This is a genomic window from Mycoplasma sp. HU2014, from assembly GCF_001199495.1.
Lineage (GTDB): Bacteria > Bacillota_I > Bacilli_A > Mycoplasmatales > Mycoplasmataceae > Mycoplasma.
This window is the reverse complement of record NZ_LFYS01000021.1, coordinates 1-17,463: the sequence shown is the minus strand read 5'-3', so window position 1 is coordinate 17,463 and position 17,463 is coordinate 1. Positions and strand designations below refer to the sequence as shown.

Below are 17,463 nucleotides of genomic sequence, written 5' to 3'. Positions count from 1 at the left end.
TTTTCAATGTAACAATTAAAGTTGTCTCTGATCTTATTTCTGTTTTCTTCTAATAAAGCATCCAGAGATTTGTTTCTTGATTTGGCCATAATTATATATTTGTAGTCTGCATTTTCAAGATAATTCACGTTTTCAGTGTTAAAAAACCCTCTATCCATAACTAATGTAGGGTTTTTGTACCCATATTCTATGCTTTTGTTGATTAACTCTTTACATTGCGTTTGATCAGTCACTGAACCTAAAAACGTTTGGTAAAACAATGGCATTGTAGTTTCATTGTCTATCACATAAGCTAAGTTGATTTGTTTTAACCCTTCATCAACTTTTGCTTTTCCATATTCAGCAAGATTTATGTTTTCAGAATATGTGTTAAAGTTAGTTGAATCTAAAGATAAAATAATGTCTCTTGAAAAGCTGTTTTTTTGAAATTCCACATTTCACATGTATGTAAATTCCATCACTGAATCTTCATTTAAAACATTATTATATAATCTTGAGATTGTTGACTGACTGTCTATTTTATTTCCAAAAATTGCATTTCTTCTTGCTCACTTTTCATAGTGTTGAGCAGTTGAATTTTGATCATCAATAAAATAACAAATTAAAGATTCTATTAAATCAGTTTTTTCTTTAAAAACTTTGTTTAGTATTGAGCTTACGTTTAACTTTTCTAATATTTTGTCAACAACCAATCTCGCACCAAATGATAAAACCCTTGAAAATTGACTATCGTTTTCTTCAAGTGAAATACCGAAATCTCCAAAGTAGGTAACATAGTTTTCGTTTGGTATCATCATTGTTTCTTTTTTATCAGAAACAATACCTATGCACGCTCTTTCGTTCTCACTATATCCCTTTTCTTTATTAAAAATTTTCTTGGTTGTATAGTACACATAAGTACAGTTTTTTCTTCTACTAAATACAATATCTTTTGATGGAATTTTTACAGGTTTAAAAGCCATTTTTTTATCTCCTTTTACTAGTTACATTATATCACTATTTAAAGTAAAAATCTAGTGTTTTTTCAAAATAAAAACCCTTTAAATAAAGGGTTTACACTTCATTATTAATAACTAGTTACAAAATTGTGAAAAGTTCAGGTTTTAAAAGTTGTTTTATTTAATGCATCCATTACTTGGTTTGCACCAGCTTGATAATCAGTTTTTGTTCTTATGTCACCCTTTTTTGCAACATTGTTGTATTTTATGAATTTAGCAATTTCTGATTTACTTTTTAACTGTGATAAGTTTACATTATGTCAATATTTTTCTACCATTATATTTTTTTTGGAATTTTTGCTTGAAAAAACACCCTAAAAAAGTATAATTTATATCTAACCGCTATATGAAAGAAGAACGCTATGGGATTGATTCCAGACTTTATAAAGCAAGTTAAAAAACCGAGATAAGATTGTATGGGAATAAATTATAAAAGTTATACCCCATAATACTATACAAAATGTTGAATTTTGAACAATGTAGACATTTTTTTATTTGTTTTTCTGACAAAGACTTAAAAAATGTTGCTAATTGCATATGTCCGGACAGGGGGTATTATGCAAACATTAAAACTCTTTAGTGTTTCTTTTTTATATTTTTGTTCTCATATAGCGTTATTTCTGGAAATTACTAATGAATAAGTTTTCAAATATTAAAAATAAAAAAGAGAGTTCGAAATCTCTCTAGTATTCTATAATTTAAATATCTATTTTAAATATTTATCCATTGTTCTAAATAAATTACTCACTCCAGATTTTGTAATACTATAACCTTTTTGATTCATTTCTTCAACTAATTCAATATATGAATAATCTGGATTTTGTATTCTTATTTCAGCTAATACTTGAGCTTTTTTACTTAGTAAATGAAATTGATTAGATTCTTTTAAAAAGTTAATCATTTCAACTTGTTTTTTACCTGCTTTTAAAACTTTAGTTTGATTTGAAATATCGATATTATTAACTCTATTGATACTGTTATAAACATCACGAGAAATTCTTTCATTTTCAAAAGCTAAAACAGAATTAGTTGCATCAATTAATTTTAAAAAATCAGATACCATAATTGATCTTTTTAAATAACAGATAAATCTATTTGCATTGCGTTCTAATAATTTAAAATCAAATCCTAAATCTTTAGTTAACAGCATAAAACGATCAGCATCAATTAAGGTTTTAAATTGTAATTCTAAATGATAATTACTTGTTTTTGGAGAATTAACTGATCCAACTGCTGTAAAAATTCCTGCAATATAAGCTCTTATAATTGAAGTTTTATCTTTGATTGATTCATCAACTTGATAATCATAAATTTTTTGATTTTCTTTGTTATAAATTTTTAGATCTTGTAAGAATTTATCTACATCACCAATTAAAGTTAAAACAAATGTTTTATTCTTTTTTAATACTTGAGATTGAATAATTGATATTTCAACTTCTCCATTAAAAAACTCTTTTGTAAAACTTAATAATGTTCTTGCTATTTTATTACTTATTGTTGAAAATCTTATTTTTTGAGCTTGATTAGAAAAGATAATATCAGAGTTATATCTAATAAATCCAGAAAGATAAGCTAGTTTTTGATCGTGATTAAAACTATGAGTAACTATTTCTTCTTTAACTTCTAAAGCAAATGACATATCTTTCTCCTTATTAAATTTCAACAATACTAAAATATTCTACTTCGTACAATCAATTAACTTTTCTAAATAATCTACAAAACACAAATTGAGAACAAATTATTCCAATGAAACCAATAACAACTGATAGTCCTACAATAGCTAATGATAAATCTTTATTATTTGAAATAAATAGATTATCATTTGATCTAGTTAATTCTAAAACATATCTAACAACATTTCATAACATAAAATAACTAAACATTGCTATTCCACTTCTTGTGATAGGATAATTATTTTCATTATTTAGATCTAATAAAAGTTGATTAGTTTGTCATTTTTTAACTATAAAGTTTTTATTAGCTGATTTTATTTGTGATGCTTTTATTTTAAATTCTTCAACAGCATTTGATTTTCTATTATTTGATAAAGCTTGTTTTCAAGCATCTTTACTACTTATTTTTTGATCAGTTGATTTTACTCAAGGTGTGAAAAATTGAATAAAACTAAATAAGGGATCAATTTTAATTACGTTATTATTAGCATCCAATGGTTTAGAAAATAGTTTGTAAATATTAGGAATAATAAAAGTAATTACAACTCAACAAGTTAATAATAAAATTGATTCATAGAAAAATATTGGAGAAAGTAACACTAAATTACCTTCTGATAATTCAACTCCATTAATCGTTGTTGTTGCTCCATTATAAACTGATAATGAATTTTTTAAAATGATATCTGGTAATCATAATGGTCTAGAGTTATTTTGTAAAAATGCTCCAAATAATTGATCAATATCTGCATCAGTATAATTTCTAGAAATCGAATCAGCTATTTTTGCAATTGGATGACCTAATACTTCGTGATTGAAAAAGTTTCCTCATCTTCCAACTACTTGACCTAATAAAATATTTGGAATAATTGCATCTCCATAAACTAATAAAGAAGTTTTAGTTCTTCGACCTACAATATAGAAAAATATTATTCCTACAAAAGTTCCAGCAAATACTCCACCATGAATTGCTAATCCACCTTCTCAAAAAGCAAATCTTTCAAAAAATGGCATATTTGTTTGATCGATCTTTCCAAAAAATGAAGCCCCTAATAACGAAGCAGGAATAATAAAAATTACTGAAAGGGATAAGTCATTTATTGATAACCTTTTTTTATAAAAATTAACTAAACTATAAGCAATTGATAGCATTATTCCAACAGTCATTGTCAGAGAATATATTCTTATTTTTCCATATTCTGGTTTTACATTATTATAAGTTAAAGAAGTGTGATTACTATTTGATGGATCAGAAAATGAATTACCATCAATTCAATCTTGACGTAGTAATGATGTTGTTAAAACTAAAAATAAAACTACACATAAACTTAATAACACTCATAAACTAATAGCAATAACTGATTTATCTTTAACTAGTTTTAACTTAAGATTACAAGCTGATTTATTTGTCTTTTTCTCTGTCATAAAATCACCTTACTTTACTTCTTGAACATATTCAACAGCCATTTGACCAGCAATAGCTCCATCACCACAAGCAATAGCAATTTGACGTAAAGGCACATCTCTAACATCACCAGCAATATATAATCCTTTAACTGTTGATTCCATTTTATCAGTTGTAGGAATGTATCCTTTTTTATTTTCTAAATGTAAATCTTTAACTGATTCAATTACTGGAGTTGATCCAATGTAAGGGAAAATTGCATCAACTTTTATTGTTTTTTCTCCTTCTGGAGTATTTACTAAAATTGATTCAACTTTTTCTTCGCCATTAATTTGTTTAACTTGAGATTTTAAAATAAATTCAACGTTCTTTTGTGCTTTTAATTTTGCAACTTTATTAGCATCAGCTCTAAACACATCTCTTCTAACAATTAAATAAACTTTATCTACTAATTGAGATAAATACATAGCTTCTTGAACAGCAGAATAACCTCCACCTACAACAGCAACCGGTTTATTTTTATAAAATGCACCGTCACAAACTGCACAATAACTTACACCTTTACCGTATAATTTATCTTCACCAGGAATGCCTAATTTATTCTCTTCAGTTCCACTAGCTAAAATAACTGAAATAGCTTTTTTAATTTCACCATTTGATAATTCCACTTCAAATAGATCTTCATTTTTTGTGATTTTACTTACACCATAAAACTGAATTTCAGCTCCTAAACTTGTAGCTTGCATATACATTTTCATAGCTAAATCAGGTCCGGTGATTGTTTCAAAACCAGGATAATTTTCAATTAGATCTGTTTTAACTAATTTTCCACCTGGAGCTGAATGTTCAAACACAACTGTTTTTAATCCTGCACGTGTTGTATAAATAGCTGCAGTTAGTCCAGCTGGACCTGCACCAACTATTAAAACATCATAAACATCATTAGTAAGATTTTTCATATAATCAACCTATCTCTCTTCATTTATAAGGCGCTATAAATTGCGCTATTAATATTATTGCAATTCCACTTAATAAAATTAAACTTAAAATAATAAAATTTATTACTGAATGATTTTGAATAAAATATTCTGTTGGTTTTCTGAATGATTCTAAAATAATTCTAATAATTAAATAACCTGTAATAAAACACCCAGTAGCAACACCACATCTAATAACTGAATAATTATGTGGATTATGTAACTTTTCTAATTCTTTTGAATATGGATTTACATTAAATATTTTATTTCAAATACTATATGTTTTATAGTAACTGTTTTGTTTTTGTTTAAAGATTTGTTTTTCTTTAGATAAATCTTGTTTTAATAATTTTAATAATTCATTATATTTATCTGAGTTTTTATTTAATCTAGATAATTTTAAATCATAATCTTTTTGAATTTTAATTAGTTTATTTTTATGTTGAATTTTGATTCTTTTAAATTGTTGTTCAGCATTATATTTTGTATCAAAATATTTAAAGATTTCAGTTTGTAAATTATTTACAATATTTTGATCAGGTTCATATCAATAAAACGCTTTATTTCAAGCTTGATAAAATGATAGTTTTAATTCAATTTCTCGATCATCCATATTTATAATAACTTTTTTATATTTAATAGGAACTAGAGTTTGAATATCTTTAATATCACTTTCTTTTAATGATTTGTATTGTTTATTAAATCAACCCGGAAATGCCGTTGGTTCTAATTCTCAAGGTTTAGGTTTTGAAAATCACATACCTATATTTTTAATAACAAAAGTAATTAAGATTCATAATATAAAATTTAAAAAAGATTCAAATAAAAATAATGGTTGATTGTAAATTATTTTTTGATTTAAAACTTGATCAAAAGTTTGATTGTTATAATCACTGCTTATAAAGTGTTTAATTTTGTCATAAACTTCAGATCCAACTATTCATCATCCATCGTGATTAACTAATAGATCATTAATATTATCAGGATTATGAAAAGTACCAAAACTAGGAAAATAAAATAACTTATTTTTAATAAATTCAGGTAGATAAGACAATGATTCATAACTTACAGTTGATCCTAATATTTCATGATTATAAAAATTACCTCATCGACCAATCATTTGACCCAATAAAATATTTGGAATTATACAATCAGCATAAACTCATAATGATATTTTAGTTACTTTAGATCTTTTTAAAAAGAAAGCTGTACCAAATAATGTACCAAATAATAAAGAACCAAATAAAGACATACCAGGATCTCAAAAGAAAAATATTTTATATCAAGTATTGTTTTGTTGATAAAAAGGTAAAAATATTTTTCCAAAAATAGTTGCTCCTAAAATACCTGCAGGAATAATTATAAAAATTGATGTTTCAAATTCTTTTAATGGAATACCTTTTCTTTTTAAATGAACAATACTAGCAATTATTACTAAAATAACCCCAATAAACATAAAAATTGGATAAGCTGGTACTACTCCAAAAAGATTTCTGGCTTTTGATGGATCACCATTTTCTTCTAGTCATTGATAGTATGTATTTGACATTTAATTTGTCCTTTCTAGTCTTCTGATTCTTCAATAAATTTCATAGTTCTTTTTTCTAGTAAATCATCTATGTTTTCTGCTTGATCTGATTGATTTATTTTAAATTGACCAACCGCAGCTTGAATAATATTTGTAATGCTTCGTCCAGCACTAACTGGAATAGAAATATGTTTAACTTTAACTCCTAAAATATCAGTTTCATTTCATTCAAAACCAAGTCTTTCAGTTGAATCAACTCCATTTTCTTTAAATGGCACAAGATCAATAACTAAATCAACTGGTGATTCTTCCATAATAATTTGATATCCACTAGCTTTTGCTATATCAAAGATCCCAATTCCTCTTACTTCAATTAAGTTTTTTAAAATAGGGTGAGATTTTCCAAAAATTGTATTTGATTTTTTAGTAAGAATTATTCTATCATCACCAACAAATAAGTGGTTGTTTTTTACTAATTCTAAAGCTATCTCTGATTTCCCGATTCCTGATTTCCCTTTAATTAAAACTCCTTTTCCAAATATATTTAATAAAGTGGCGTGTTCTTCAGTTGTTGGGCAGAAAAAAGTATCATAAACATCTAAAAATCTTCTTATTAATTGTGCTGTTGATTCATATAAAATTTTTACTAATGGTTTATTTAATTTTTTAGCTATATCAACTAAAACTTCATCATCAAAATTCTTAGTAATAATAATCAAGGGTGGATTTGCATTGATTAGATCAGTATATTTTTTCATTCTAGTTTCTTTATCAAACATTGACATATATTGTTGTTCTTTTGTTGATAGTAAAACAGCTCTTCTATGTGTTTGATCATCTAATTCTCTAAAAAAACCAGCTAATTCTAAACCTGCACGATTTATACCACAACTTTTAATTTCGTTATCTAAGTTATTTTCTCCAGCTAATATTTCATAATCTAAATTTAAATTATCAATAAGTTTTTTAATGCTTATTTTTTTCATATTTTCTCTCCTTTATATAACTAATATTTATTTTACTCTATATTAAAACTATTAATTAAATAAGTAAATATTTTTAAAATCGTTTGTTTTTTTGAAATTCTTAAAACACTAGTAATTTATCATTTTAAGTAATAAAATATTGGTCTATAATATTTTATTGTTGATTAAAATATGCAAGATAAATTAAGACTTTAAATATAAATAAAAACATCTGAAATAGACGATAAATCTAAAAAAATTTAATATGCAGTTTTAATCATAAACATAGAAAGGAGATATATGAAAAATAAAATTCACTTACTAGTTTTAATATCAATATTTACATATGTTTTCATTTTCTTACACACAAATCTTGATGACATAGTTTTGTACAAAATTGTTGGTGAAAAATATGGAGTTGATTATTCGCTAAGCATGAATTCACCAACTTGACTTGATGAATGAAATAGATTATTACATACAAATTTGTATTCGAATACACCAATCGATATTTGAAAATGACACATAATTAGCAATGGATTAGAACTTCAAGGTTTTGCTGAGAGAGGTTCGTTCATTCATAATATGACAAATTGGATAAAAATTGGTCTATCCGGGATAGCGTTAACATTAATTATATTTATATGTAAAAAGAGTGTTTTTAAACCTGTCAGAAATTTTAAAGAATATCTAAAAAATAGAAGAAGTTTTCTTAATTCAGAAATGGATGAAACCATAAAATTTCTTGAAAATTTAAAAAATATAATCCTATTAAATGAATCAGAAGAAAAAGATATTCACAAATGTAATATATGCATTAAAAAAATACCAAACTTTATAACTGATTTTGATAAATTGAAGTATAAACCTATTTATGCTATTAGATTGATTAATGACATAGAGAAATCTTATTATAAAAATATATTAAAAAACGAAGTAGAAGAATATTCGAATTTGATTGATTTAGTAATAAATCTTATTAATGAGATAAAAGCTCAAGAAATTTCTAATAAACAATCTATACTACCTAGAAAGGAATTATTCCCCATAGCAAAAAGAACAGTTGAATATTATTCTAAAAACTCTTGATTTTATATATCATACTGTGCTGAATCTAATCAAAATAAAATTTTAAAAAAATGGTTTTCCACTTTTGTTTATTTTACATACTTATCTTTATCAGGTATATTCATTTACATTTTGATTGTTAGTCTTTTTGTTTTTGCTATATCTGGATTTTTAACTATTTTTGCTTTGTTTAACATAACTTCAATAAAAGGGTTGGAGATTACCATTGATTATTTTTTATCAAATTACAATATGATAATATTTGGAATAATATACTTTTTTCCTATCATTTCTATATCTTGTCTATTTATTTCTAATATTCCAAAAAACTTTAAATCAAAATTTAAGAATATATTTTCTATTTTTATAATTCTTCTTATAGCAACGACAATATTTATATTTGTTTTTATTTACATTAAGTTTTTTGCTATGTTTCCTCAATTTGAAGACACAAATTATACTCCACCTTTACATGAATCATTACAGTACGTTTTATATAATATTTTGAGTTTGAGTTTATTTTTATATTGATTTATTTCTCTGACACATTTGATTAGAACAGAAAGAAAAATAAATTTCATAATGATAATAAAAGAAGTTATATTACCTCTTATTTGTCTAATTATTTTTATACTAATTAAAATTAATGACTTTCGATTAGTTACTTTTTATCTTATTTGTATATGGGTATCTATAATGGCTTTCGAATATTTTATTTGAAATTTAATATGCTTTTTAATTAATCCTTTTTATAAATCTGATAAATCATCTTCTGTATCATTTAAATCCAATTCGATTAGAGAATCAACAGTAACAAATTATATTGAAGATACGGTAACTAAAAAAGGAAATGAGGAATTTGTCATAACATACGATTCTAAAGATACAAAATATAGAGAAAAAGAAAATATGCATATAGAGAACTATGATGAATATTACGAAGTAATAGAATATATCTTGTATAATAATCCAGAAAATATGGAAAATGTTGCTAAAAAATTTGAAACAAGTTTGGAGAACGTTGAAAAATACTTGAAAGAGTATTTATGTAATAACTCTAAAAATGATAAATCAAATAATTTAGTGTCACTCATTACTAAAATCTATAACAAATTTATATTATGGCGAGGAGATAAAAAAAAGAATAAGCAAGAAAATAGAAAAAAGATAAGCATAACTATATCGAGTTATATTAGTATATTTAAATATTCATTTATAATAATAGAATTAATGCTATTACTTTTATCATTATTTATTTTTTATTTTAGACTTACAAGTAGTGTTATTTTACTTATCTCAATATATGGTGTTCTTAGTTTTTCATTTATTGGCTTAATAGGAATTTATCCATATTTATTTCATAAGAAAAAACTAATAATTAATTTAACTGAATTTAGATTTTTCTTAATATTTAACATTCTTACATTCAATATATTTTCATTAATTTTAATCATAATTATTTATGGAAAAATAAGAACTTTAACAATATTTCAAAATTATATGAAAAGTTTAAATAAAAACAAAACAGAGAAAAGAAATAAGAAAATTTAAATATCTAACAAACAATTAAAATCATTGAATTAACAAATCAAAATAATATAATAATATAGTATGTATGTTTAAATAATTTTAGAAAGGATTATTTTATGTCAAGAATTGAAAAAATTGTTGCTCGCGAAATTTTAGACTCACGTGGAACACCAACAGTTGAAGCTGAAGTTTGAACAGAATTTGGTGGATATGGTTGTGCTAAAGCGCCTAGCGGAGCTTCAACAGGAATTAATGAAGCTTTAGAATTAAGAGATGGAGATAAATCTCGTTACAATGGTAAAGGTGTTTTAAAAGCAGTTAAAAATGTTAATGATATTATTGCACCAGCTTTAGTTGGATTAGAAGCTCAAGATCAATTATCACTTGATAGAGTTATGATCGAATTAGATGGAACTGAATTTAAAACTAAATTAGGAGCAAATGGTATGTTAGCTGTTTCATTAGCTGTTGCTAAAGCTACTGCTAGTGAATTAGATATGCCATTATACAAATACTTAGGTGGAGTTCAAGCTTGTAGATTACCTGTTCCAATGTTAAACGTTATTAACGGAGGGGCTCACGCTGATTCAGCTATCGATTTCCAAGAATTTATGATTATGCCAGTTGGAGCACCAACTTTCACTGAAGCTCTAAGATGATCTTCAGAAACTTTCCAAGCTTTAAAATCATTATTAAAATCTAAAAATGATATTACTGCCGTTGGAGATGAAGGTGGATTTGCACCAAACTTTAATTGAGCATATCAAAACAATGATTTAGCATCATTTAAAGCTAAAACTCCAGCCGAAATTGCTTTAGACTTATTAGTTGAAGCTATTGAAAAAGCAGGATACAAAGCAGGAAAAGAAGGAATCATGATCGCAATGGATTGTGCTTCATCAGAATTATACTTAGAAGATAAAAAATACCACTTCAAAAAAATTGAAGAAGTTACTAAACAAGAATGAGCATTATCAACAGATGAAATGATCGCTTATTTAGAGCAATTAGTAAACAAATACCCAATTATTTCTATTGAAGATGGATTAGCTGAAACTGACTGAGAAGGATTTAATAAATTAACTGCTAAAATTGGAGATAAAGTTCAAATCGTTGGAGATGACTTATTTACAACAAATCCAAAATTCATCCAACAAGGAATTGAAAAAAACGCTGCAAACTCAACATTAATTAAATTAAACCAAATCGGTACATTATCAGAAACTGTTGAAGCAATCACAATGACTCAAAAAGCTGGATGAACTGCAGTTGTTTCACACCGTTCAGGAGAAACTGAAGATACAACAATCGCTGATTTAGCTGTTGCATTCAACACAGGACAAATCAAAACTGGATCAATGTCAAGAAGTGATAGAATCGCTAAATACAACAGATTATTACAAATTGAATCTGAATTAGACAAAAATGCAGTTTATGATGGTTTAAAAACTTTCTACAATCTTAAAAAATAATTAATTTTTATAAAACTTAAACACAAGATTTGCTCTTGTGTTTTTTTAAACTTCTTTAGATATTACAAAAAAATAAAATTATGATATTATCATTTCATAAACATTAAAAGGATAATAAATTTCAGAAATGACAAAAAATGTTATAGCATTAGATGTTGGATCAAAAACAATCGGACTAGCTTATAGTAAAGGAATTATTGCAAGCCCTTTATCTACAATTAGATTTGATGAATGAGAATTCCAACAAGCAGTTGATAAATTAAAACAGTTTTTAGAAGAATATACTCCAGAAATTATTGTTTTTGGATATCCAAAAAACATGAACAACACTATTGGAGAACGAGCAGAAATGGTTGATTATGTAATAAAATTATTTTTAGAAACTTATCCAAATTATTCAAAAAATCAAATCATTAGAATTGATGAAAGAAGAACTACAATCATGGCAAAAAATATTATGATTGGAGCTGGATTAACAAGAAAAAAACAAAAACAAAATAAAGATGGTTTAGCTGCTCAATTAATATTAGAAATGTATTTAAACATAAACAAATAAGGAGAATAAAAAATATGCAAAAATTACATCCACTAGTTAAAAAAGTATTATTTACAAAAGAAGAAATAGAATCAAAAACTAAAGAAGTTACTAAAGAAATTGAAAAATATTATTCAGATAAAAATATGATCGATAATTCATTGCTTGTGCTTGGATTATTAAAAGGGTGTGTACCATTTTTTACTAATTTTTGTATGAATTGTGATTTAACAATGGAAATGGAATTTATGGTAGTTTCATCATATAAAGGAACCACTATGGCAGAAACAGAACCAAAAATTCTTTTAGATTTACAAACTGATGTTAGAGATCGAGATATTTTAATTGTTGAAGATATTATTGATACAGGTGCAACTTTAAAATATGTTTATGACTACTTATTAGACAGTGGAGCAAGAAGTGTAAAAATTTTAACTATGTTAGACAAGCCAAGCAGAAGAATTGCTGATATTCAAGCAGATTGAGCATGCTTTACAATTGAGCCTGAATTTGTAATCGGTTATGGTTTAGATTATCAAGAAAAAATTAGAAATTTACCTTATGTTGCTATTTGTGATACTGATAAATTAAAAGATTGAAAATGATAGGAAAACAATATTAATGAACAATTACTTAAAAAATATCAAAAAAGTACTTTTTACAAAAGAAAACTCAAATTAAACAAGTTGCTGAACAAGTTAAACAATATTATATAGATAATCCTCCTATTAATGGACAATTAATAACAGTTGGTTTATAAAAGGTTGTGCTATTTTTAATACAGAATTTGTTTTGAATTTAGATTTACCTATTCAAATGGATTTTATGCCAGTTTCATCATATAATGGAACAAAATCAACTGGTGCAATTAAAGTTAGACTATATTGCAGTTTAGATTTATCAGGTAGAGATGTTTTAATTGTTGAATATATGGCTGACACCGGATTAACTTTAAATAAAGTGAAACATTTTATATAAAGGAGCAAATAGTGTTAAAGTTGTAACATTGATTGATAAACCTGATTATCACACAGTTAATTTTGTTCCTGATTGAAACTGTTTTGAAATTGGTGATTATTATATTGTTTGTTATGGTTTTGATTGTGATGAAAATTACAGAAATCTACCATATATTACTTTATATGAACCGAATTAAATAATTAGTAAAAACAAAAAAAGATTGGTAATAATTATCAATCTTTTTATTATCATTTTATAAAGCCATACCGATTAATCCAACAACAATAGCCGCTGAAACTGGTGATACTACTGGAATTCATGAGTATTTTCAGTCTGAACTTCCTTTTTCTTTACATGGTAGTAATGCGTGAACAATTCTTGGTCCTAAGTCACGAGCTGGGTTAATAGCATATCCGGTTGTTCCTCCAAGAGATAGACCTATTGAAAATACTGCTAATCCAACTGCTAATGGACCAAATGAACTAAACGAAGATTTTCATACTCCAATAATTGCAAATAATAATACTGTAGTTCCAACAAATTCCATTAAGAAGTTTAATGAAATTGATTTTTGAGTAGCTCCAGTTGAGTGGATAGCTAAAAATCTAGTTTGGAAATCTTGGTCTTGTTTTGTTAGTTTAATGTGGTTTAAGTGTAAAATATCAACAACGATTTGTCCTAACATAGCTCCAATTAATTGAACAATTAGAACTACAAAGAATAATCCTGCTCCTTTGAATCCTGATGTCACATTAGCAAATCCTCAACTTTTTGATGAAATTGCACTCATAATTGTTACCACTGGGTTTAAGTGAGCTACTCCTCCAAGAGCACTTGAAATCATAGCAGCAACAAACACAGCAAATCCTCAACCTGCAGTAATTGAAATTCAACCTGCGTTTTGACCTTTTGTACCTTTTAAAACAACGTTAGCTACAATACCATTACCTAAAATGATTAAAAGCATTGTACCGAATAACTCTGTTAATATAACGCTTTGCGATGACATATAACTACCTCCTATTCAATATCTGTTGTTCAACTAAATGTTCTTTGAACAGCAACTTTTCAACCTTTAATTAATTTTTCAACTTCTTGTTTACTAATTTCTGGTGTTAATTCGAAATCAACTTTGTAAGTTTGTTTGATTTCTTCAATATCTTTTCAATATCCTACAGCCAATCCTGCCATAAATGCAGCACCCATAGCTGTTGTTTCAACGTTAGTTGGTTTTATCACTTTAGATTGACTAATGCTTGATTGGAATTGCATCATAAATCTATTATTTGCAGCTCCTCCGTCAACTTTAAAGATTTCAATAGCTTTTTTCATATCTTTTCCCATTGCTTCAACAACATCATTAGCTTGATAAGCAATAGCTTCTAATGTTGCTCTTACAATGTGTTCACGTCTTGTTCCTCTATCTAATCCAAAGATAGCTCCACGTGAATATGAATCTCAGTATGGTGAACCTAATCCAGTAAATGATGGTACAACATAAACTCTTCTATCATCTTTTACTTGTCCTGCATATCATTCTGTTTCAATAGCGTTGTAAATAATTTTTAAGTTATCTCTTAATCATTGAACAGCAGCTCCAGCAATCATTACTGAACCTTCTAATGCATAATAAACTTTATCTTTGAATGAATAAGCAATTGTTGTTAATAATCCATGATTTGATTTAACTATCTCTTCACCTGTATTAGTTAAAATAAAACATCCTGTTCCATAAGTTACTTTTACTTGACCTTTTTCAAGACATAATTGACCAAATAGTGCTGATTGTTGATCACCTATTGATGAAGCAATTTTAATTTGATGATCATCACCTTTTGAGAACAATCCTTTAAATGTTAATCCATATACTTCACTTGTTGATTTAATTTCAGGAAGTATGTTTTTTGGAATATCAAATAATTTTAATAATTCATCATCTCATGTATTAGTATTAATGTTGTATAACAATGTTCTTTGTGCATTTGTATGATCAGTTACAAATACTTCTCCACCTGTTAATCTGTAAATTAATCAAGTGTTGATTGTTCCAAACATTAATTTTCCTTCTTCTGCTAATTTTCTAGCATTTTCAACATTATCTAAAATTCATTTTACTTTAGTTGCAGAAAAGTAAGGATTAATAATTAAACCCGATCTTTCTTTTACCATATCAACATCTTTTTGGCTAAATGATTGACAATAATCAGCAGTTCTTTGATCTTGTCACACAATTGCATTATAAATTGGTAAACCAGTTTCTTTATTTCAAACTACAACAGTTTCACGTTGATTGGTGATACCGATAGCTTCGATTTGTTCTGGTGAAATATTTGATTTATTTAAAACTTGAATCAATGTTGAACGTTGAGTGTTTCAAATTTCAATTGCATCATGTTCTACTCATCCTTCTTTTGGAAAGTATTGAGTAAATTCAGCTTGTTCAACAGCTATAATTTCACCTTTTTTATTAGTTATTAAAGATCTGGCACTAGTTGTACCTTCATCTAGTGTTAATATGTATTTTTCCATGTTGTTTCCTCCTATTAGTTTCATGGAAGAATTGCTTCTTCTTTTGGATTTCAGTCCACTCTAACTTCAAGATTAGTAAATGCATTTTTTACTAAATCACACACCATATCAGCAATAGTCGGACAGCTTGCAATGGCTGGTGATTTTGTTCCTGCTACGTTGATAAATGATTTATCATCTTTTGCAGGTTTGATTCAAAAATCATTTGTTGAAGGTTCAATAGGACGTGATCCGGCATAAACTGTACAAGTTTTTGTCATATCTATATTTGGAATTAATTGTTGGCCAATTGCTCCTATTTTGTCATACATTTCAGGAGTTACTAATAAAGTATCTTCTTTAGCAACATTATCTTCAGCAGTTGGTCCTACCATTATTCTACCATCTAACATAGGAGCTACAATAACTCCTTTTCCATGAATCGTTGGAACCATGAAAATAACTGAATTTACAATACCAGCTTGAGATTTATCTAAAATTCTATATTCACCACGTCTTGCTACTAAATTAAACTCATCATATCCCGCTAATTTAGAAATTACATCAGCATAATGACCAGCAGCATTAACAACAACTTTAGCTGTAATTATTTCATCTTTACTTGTAGTGATTTTGAAAAGATCATTTTCTTTTTTGATATCTAAAACTTTTGAATTAACTCTTAGATCAACACCATTTTTAATAGCATTTCTCATTAAAGTTTTAGTTAAAACAACAGGATCGATTGCAATAGAAGAATTACATATTAAAGCTCCAATTGTATTTTTGCTAACATTAGGTTCACGTTTGTGTAATTCTTCAGCATCAATTACTTCTAATTCACTAGGATCTAATCCATTAATTAATCCTCGTTCATATAACATGTGAACATGTTTCATTTCTTCTTCATTAAAAGCAACAATAGTTGAATTAATTCTTAAATAAGGAAAATCCATTTCTCTAATTCAATCTTCATAACGTTTTTTACCTAAAACATTTAATTTAGCATTTAAAGTTTCAGGACGAGGATCAAATCCACCATGAACTAATCCAGAGTTGTGACCACTAGTTTCTAAAGCAAGTCTAGAGTTTTGTTCTAATACAACTATTTTTTTATTATACTTGGCAAGTTCTCTACTAATAGCAGACCCGATGATTCCTCCACCAATTATACAAATATCTGTTTTTATTTCTTTCATATGATTTCTCCCTTACAAATATATTTTAAATAAAAAAAAACGAAATTTTTGTGTGTTTACCCGATAGCTTATAATATTAATTCAAATAATAAAATTTAACCACAATTAGAAAATAAAAAACTAAACAATGATTGTTTAGTTTAATAATTAATTAAAGAATTCCAAAAATATACACTATATAAGACAAGATAAAATCATTTCTTCATCCTTTTTTGAAATTTTACCAACTATTCAAGAATCACCTATAATATTTATTTTGTATTTTTTATAAGAGTTAAATACTTTTAGTGCTTCACTAAAAGTTTTTTCATTTAAGATACCTCTTTTTTCGAATTTATTTTTTATTCTATAACCAATAATTGTAGAAAGCATTTTAATAAATTCTGCTCCATAAATTGAAATATCACTCTTTTTATTTACTTCTTTAAGGTTCAAGTTATCTTGATAAAACTTGTTAACTAGCTCGATTTCTCATCTTTGTTTGTACATTTTATAAATATCAATTGGTTCTAGATCTTGATTAGATATATAAACTATAGTTCCAAACTTATCTTTTAGTTTTTTATAATTTTCTATTGTATATTTTTTACTTTTTAAATAGTCACTGTGTTCTTTTGAAAATCTATTATTATCTCTAAAAGCATAATA

At 26.2% G+C, this 17,463-nt stretch carries 17 protein-coding genes; 6 read left to right on the top strand and 11 right to left on the bottom strand.

Going from position 1 to position 17,463, the window contains the following annotated elements; genetic code table 4:
- The 7 genes from AB668_RS01200 to hprK form a co-directional block, all read right to left on the bottom strand.
- On the bottom strand, positions 1-962 hold a 962-nt coding region (locus tag AB668_RS01200), incomplete at its 3' end, for an IS1634 family transposase (protein ID WP_152908018.1).
- Positions 963-1,066: 104 nt separating this feature from the next.
- Entirely contained in the window at positions 1,067-1,276 is a 210-nt protein-coding gene (locus AB668_RS01195; protein ID WP_050517273.1) for a hypothetical protein, read from the bottom strand.
- A gap of 428 nt (positions 1,277-1,704) precedes the next feature.
- Positions 1,705-2,637: a DNA-binding protein WhiA gene (gene whiA, locus AB668_RS01190; RefSeq protein WP_050517272.1), complete on the bottom strand. Its 933-nt coding sequence runs from the start codon at positions 2,635-2,637 to the stop codon at positions 1,705-1,707.
- A gap of 13 nt (positions 2,638-2,650) precedes the next feature.
- Positions 2,651-4,093 carry a prolipoprotein diacylglyceryl transferase gene (locus AB668_RS01185; RefSeq protein WP_050517271.1) on the bottom strand — a complete coding sequence of 481 codons (1,443 nt, stop codon included), beginning with the start codon at positions 4,091-4,093 and terminating at the stop codon, positions 2,651-2,653.
- Between the two features lie 9 nt (positions 4,094-4,102).
- A complete protein-coding gene (trxB, locus tag AB668_RS01180; protein WP_050517270.1) occupies positions 4,103-5,032 on the bottom strand; it encodes a thioredoxin-disulfide reductase in 930 nt (309 codons plus the stop codon).
- On the bottom strand, positions 5,016-6,599 hold the full coding sequence (locus AB668_RS01175; RefSeq protein ID WP_050517269.1) for a prolipoprotein diacylglyceryl transferase: 1,584 nt from the start codon (positions 6,597-6,599) through the stop codon (positions 5,016-5,018). The genes trxB and AB668_RS01175 overlap by 17 nt, the downstream gene beginning before the upstream one ends.
- A gap of 14 nt (positions 6,600-6,613) precedes the next feature.
- Positions 6,614-7,564: an HPr(Ser) kinase/phosphatase gene (gene hprK, locus AB668_RS01170; RefSeq protein ID WP_050517268.1), complete on the bottom strand. Its 951-nt coding sequence runs from the start codon at positions 7,562-7,564 to the stop codon at positions 6,614-6,616.
- A 279-nt stretch (positions 7,565-7,843) separates the two neighbouring features.
- Between hprK and AB668_RS01165 the strand changes: the two genes are divergently transcribed.
- The 6 genes from AB668_RS01165 to AB668_RS05895 all read left to right on the top strand — a co-directional run bounded on the left by AB668_RS01165 (position 7,844) and on the right by AB668_RS05895 (position 13,304).
- Positions 7,844-10,162 (top strand): hypothetical protein, encoded by a 2,319-nt coding sequence (locus AB668_RS01165; protein ID WP_050517267.1) that lies wholly within the window; start codon positions 7,844-7,846, stop codon positions 10,160-10,162.
- Between the two features lie 95 nt (positions 10,163-10,257).
- Positions 10,258-11,613: a phosphopyruvate hydratase gene (eno, locus tag AB668_RS01160; protein WP_050517266.1), complete on the top strand. Its 1,356-nt coding sequence runs from the start codon at positions 10,258-10,260 to the stop codon at positions 11,611-11,613.
- Positions 11,614-11,740: 127 nt separating this feature from the next.
- Complete coding sequence (gene ruvX / locus AB668_RS01155) at positions 11,741-12,169, top strand: Holliday junction resolvase RuvX (RefSeq protein WP_050517265.1); 429 nt, start codon at positions 11,741-11,743, stop codon at positions 12,167-12,169.
- A 14-nt stretch (positions 12,170-12,183) separates the two neighbouring features.
- The gene (gene hpt, locus AB668_RS01150; RefSeq protein ID WP_050517264.1) at positions 12,184-12,756 is read left to right on the top strand and encodes a hypoxanthine phosphoribosyltransferase; all 573 of its coding nucleotides are present in this window, start codon (positions 12,184-12,186) and stop codon (positions 12,754-12,756) included.
- Between the two features lie 184 nt (positions 12,757-12,940).
- Positions 12,941-13,126, top strand: a complete 186-nt coding sequence (locus AB668_RS05900) for a phosphoribosyltransferase family protein (RefSeq protein ID WP_235443315.1) — start codon at positions 12,941-12,943, stop codon at positions 13,124-13,126.
- A 28-nt stretch (positions 13,127-13,154) separates the two neighbouring features.
- Entirely contained in the window at positions 13,155-13,304 is a 150-nt protein-coding gene (locus tag AB668_RS05895) for a hypothetical protein (RefSeq protein ID WP_235443314.1), read from the top strand.
- Between the two features lie 57 nt (positions 13,305-13,361).
- On the opposite strand, the gene AB668_RS01140 is transcribed toward AB668_RS05895, so the two are convergent.
- The 4 genes from AB668_RS01140 to AB668_RS01125 all read right to left on the bottom strand — a co-directional run.
- Positions 13,362-14,117 (bottom strand): MIP/aquaporin family protein, encoded by a 756-nt coding sequence (locus AB668_RS01140; RefSeq protein ID WP_050517263.1) that lies wholly within the window; start codon positions 14,115-14,117, stop codon positions 13,362-13,364.
- Positions 14,118-14,128: 11 nt separating this feature from the next.
- Positions 14,129-15,637: a glycerol kinase GlpK gene (glpK, locus tag AB668_RS01135; RefSeq protein WP_050517262.1), complete on the bottom strand. Its 1,509-nt coding sequence runs from the start codon at positions 15,635-15,637 to the stop codon at positions 14,129-14,131.
- 14 nt (positions 15,638-15,651) lie between these two features.
- Positions 15,652-16,815: a type 2 glycerol-3-phosphate oxidase gene (gene glpO, locus AB668_RS01130; protein ID WP_050517261.1), complete on the bottom strand. Its 1,164-nt coding sequence runs from the start codon at positions 16,813-16,815 to the stop codon at positions 15,652-15,654.
- Between the two features lie 174 nt (positions 16,816-16,989).
- Positions 16,990-17,463, bottom strand: a 474-nt coding sequence (locus AB668_RS01125) for a transposase (RefSeq protein WP_050517260.1), incomplete at its 5' end; no start/stop codon positions are given.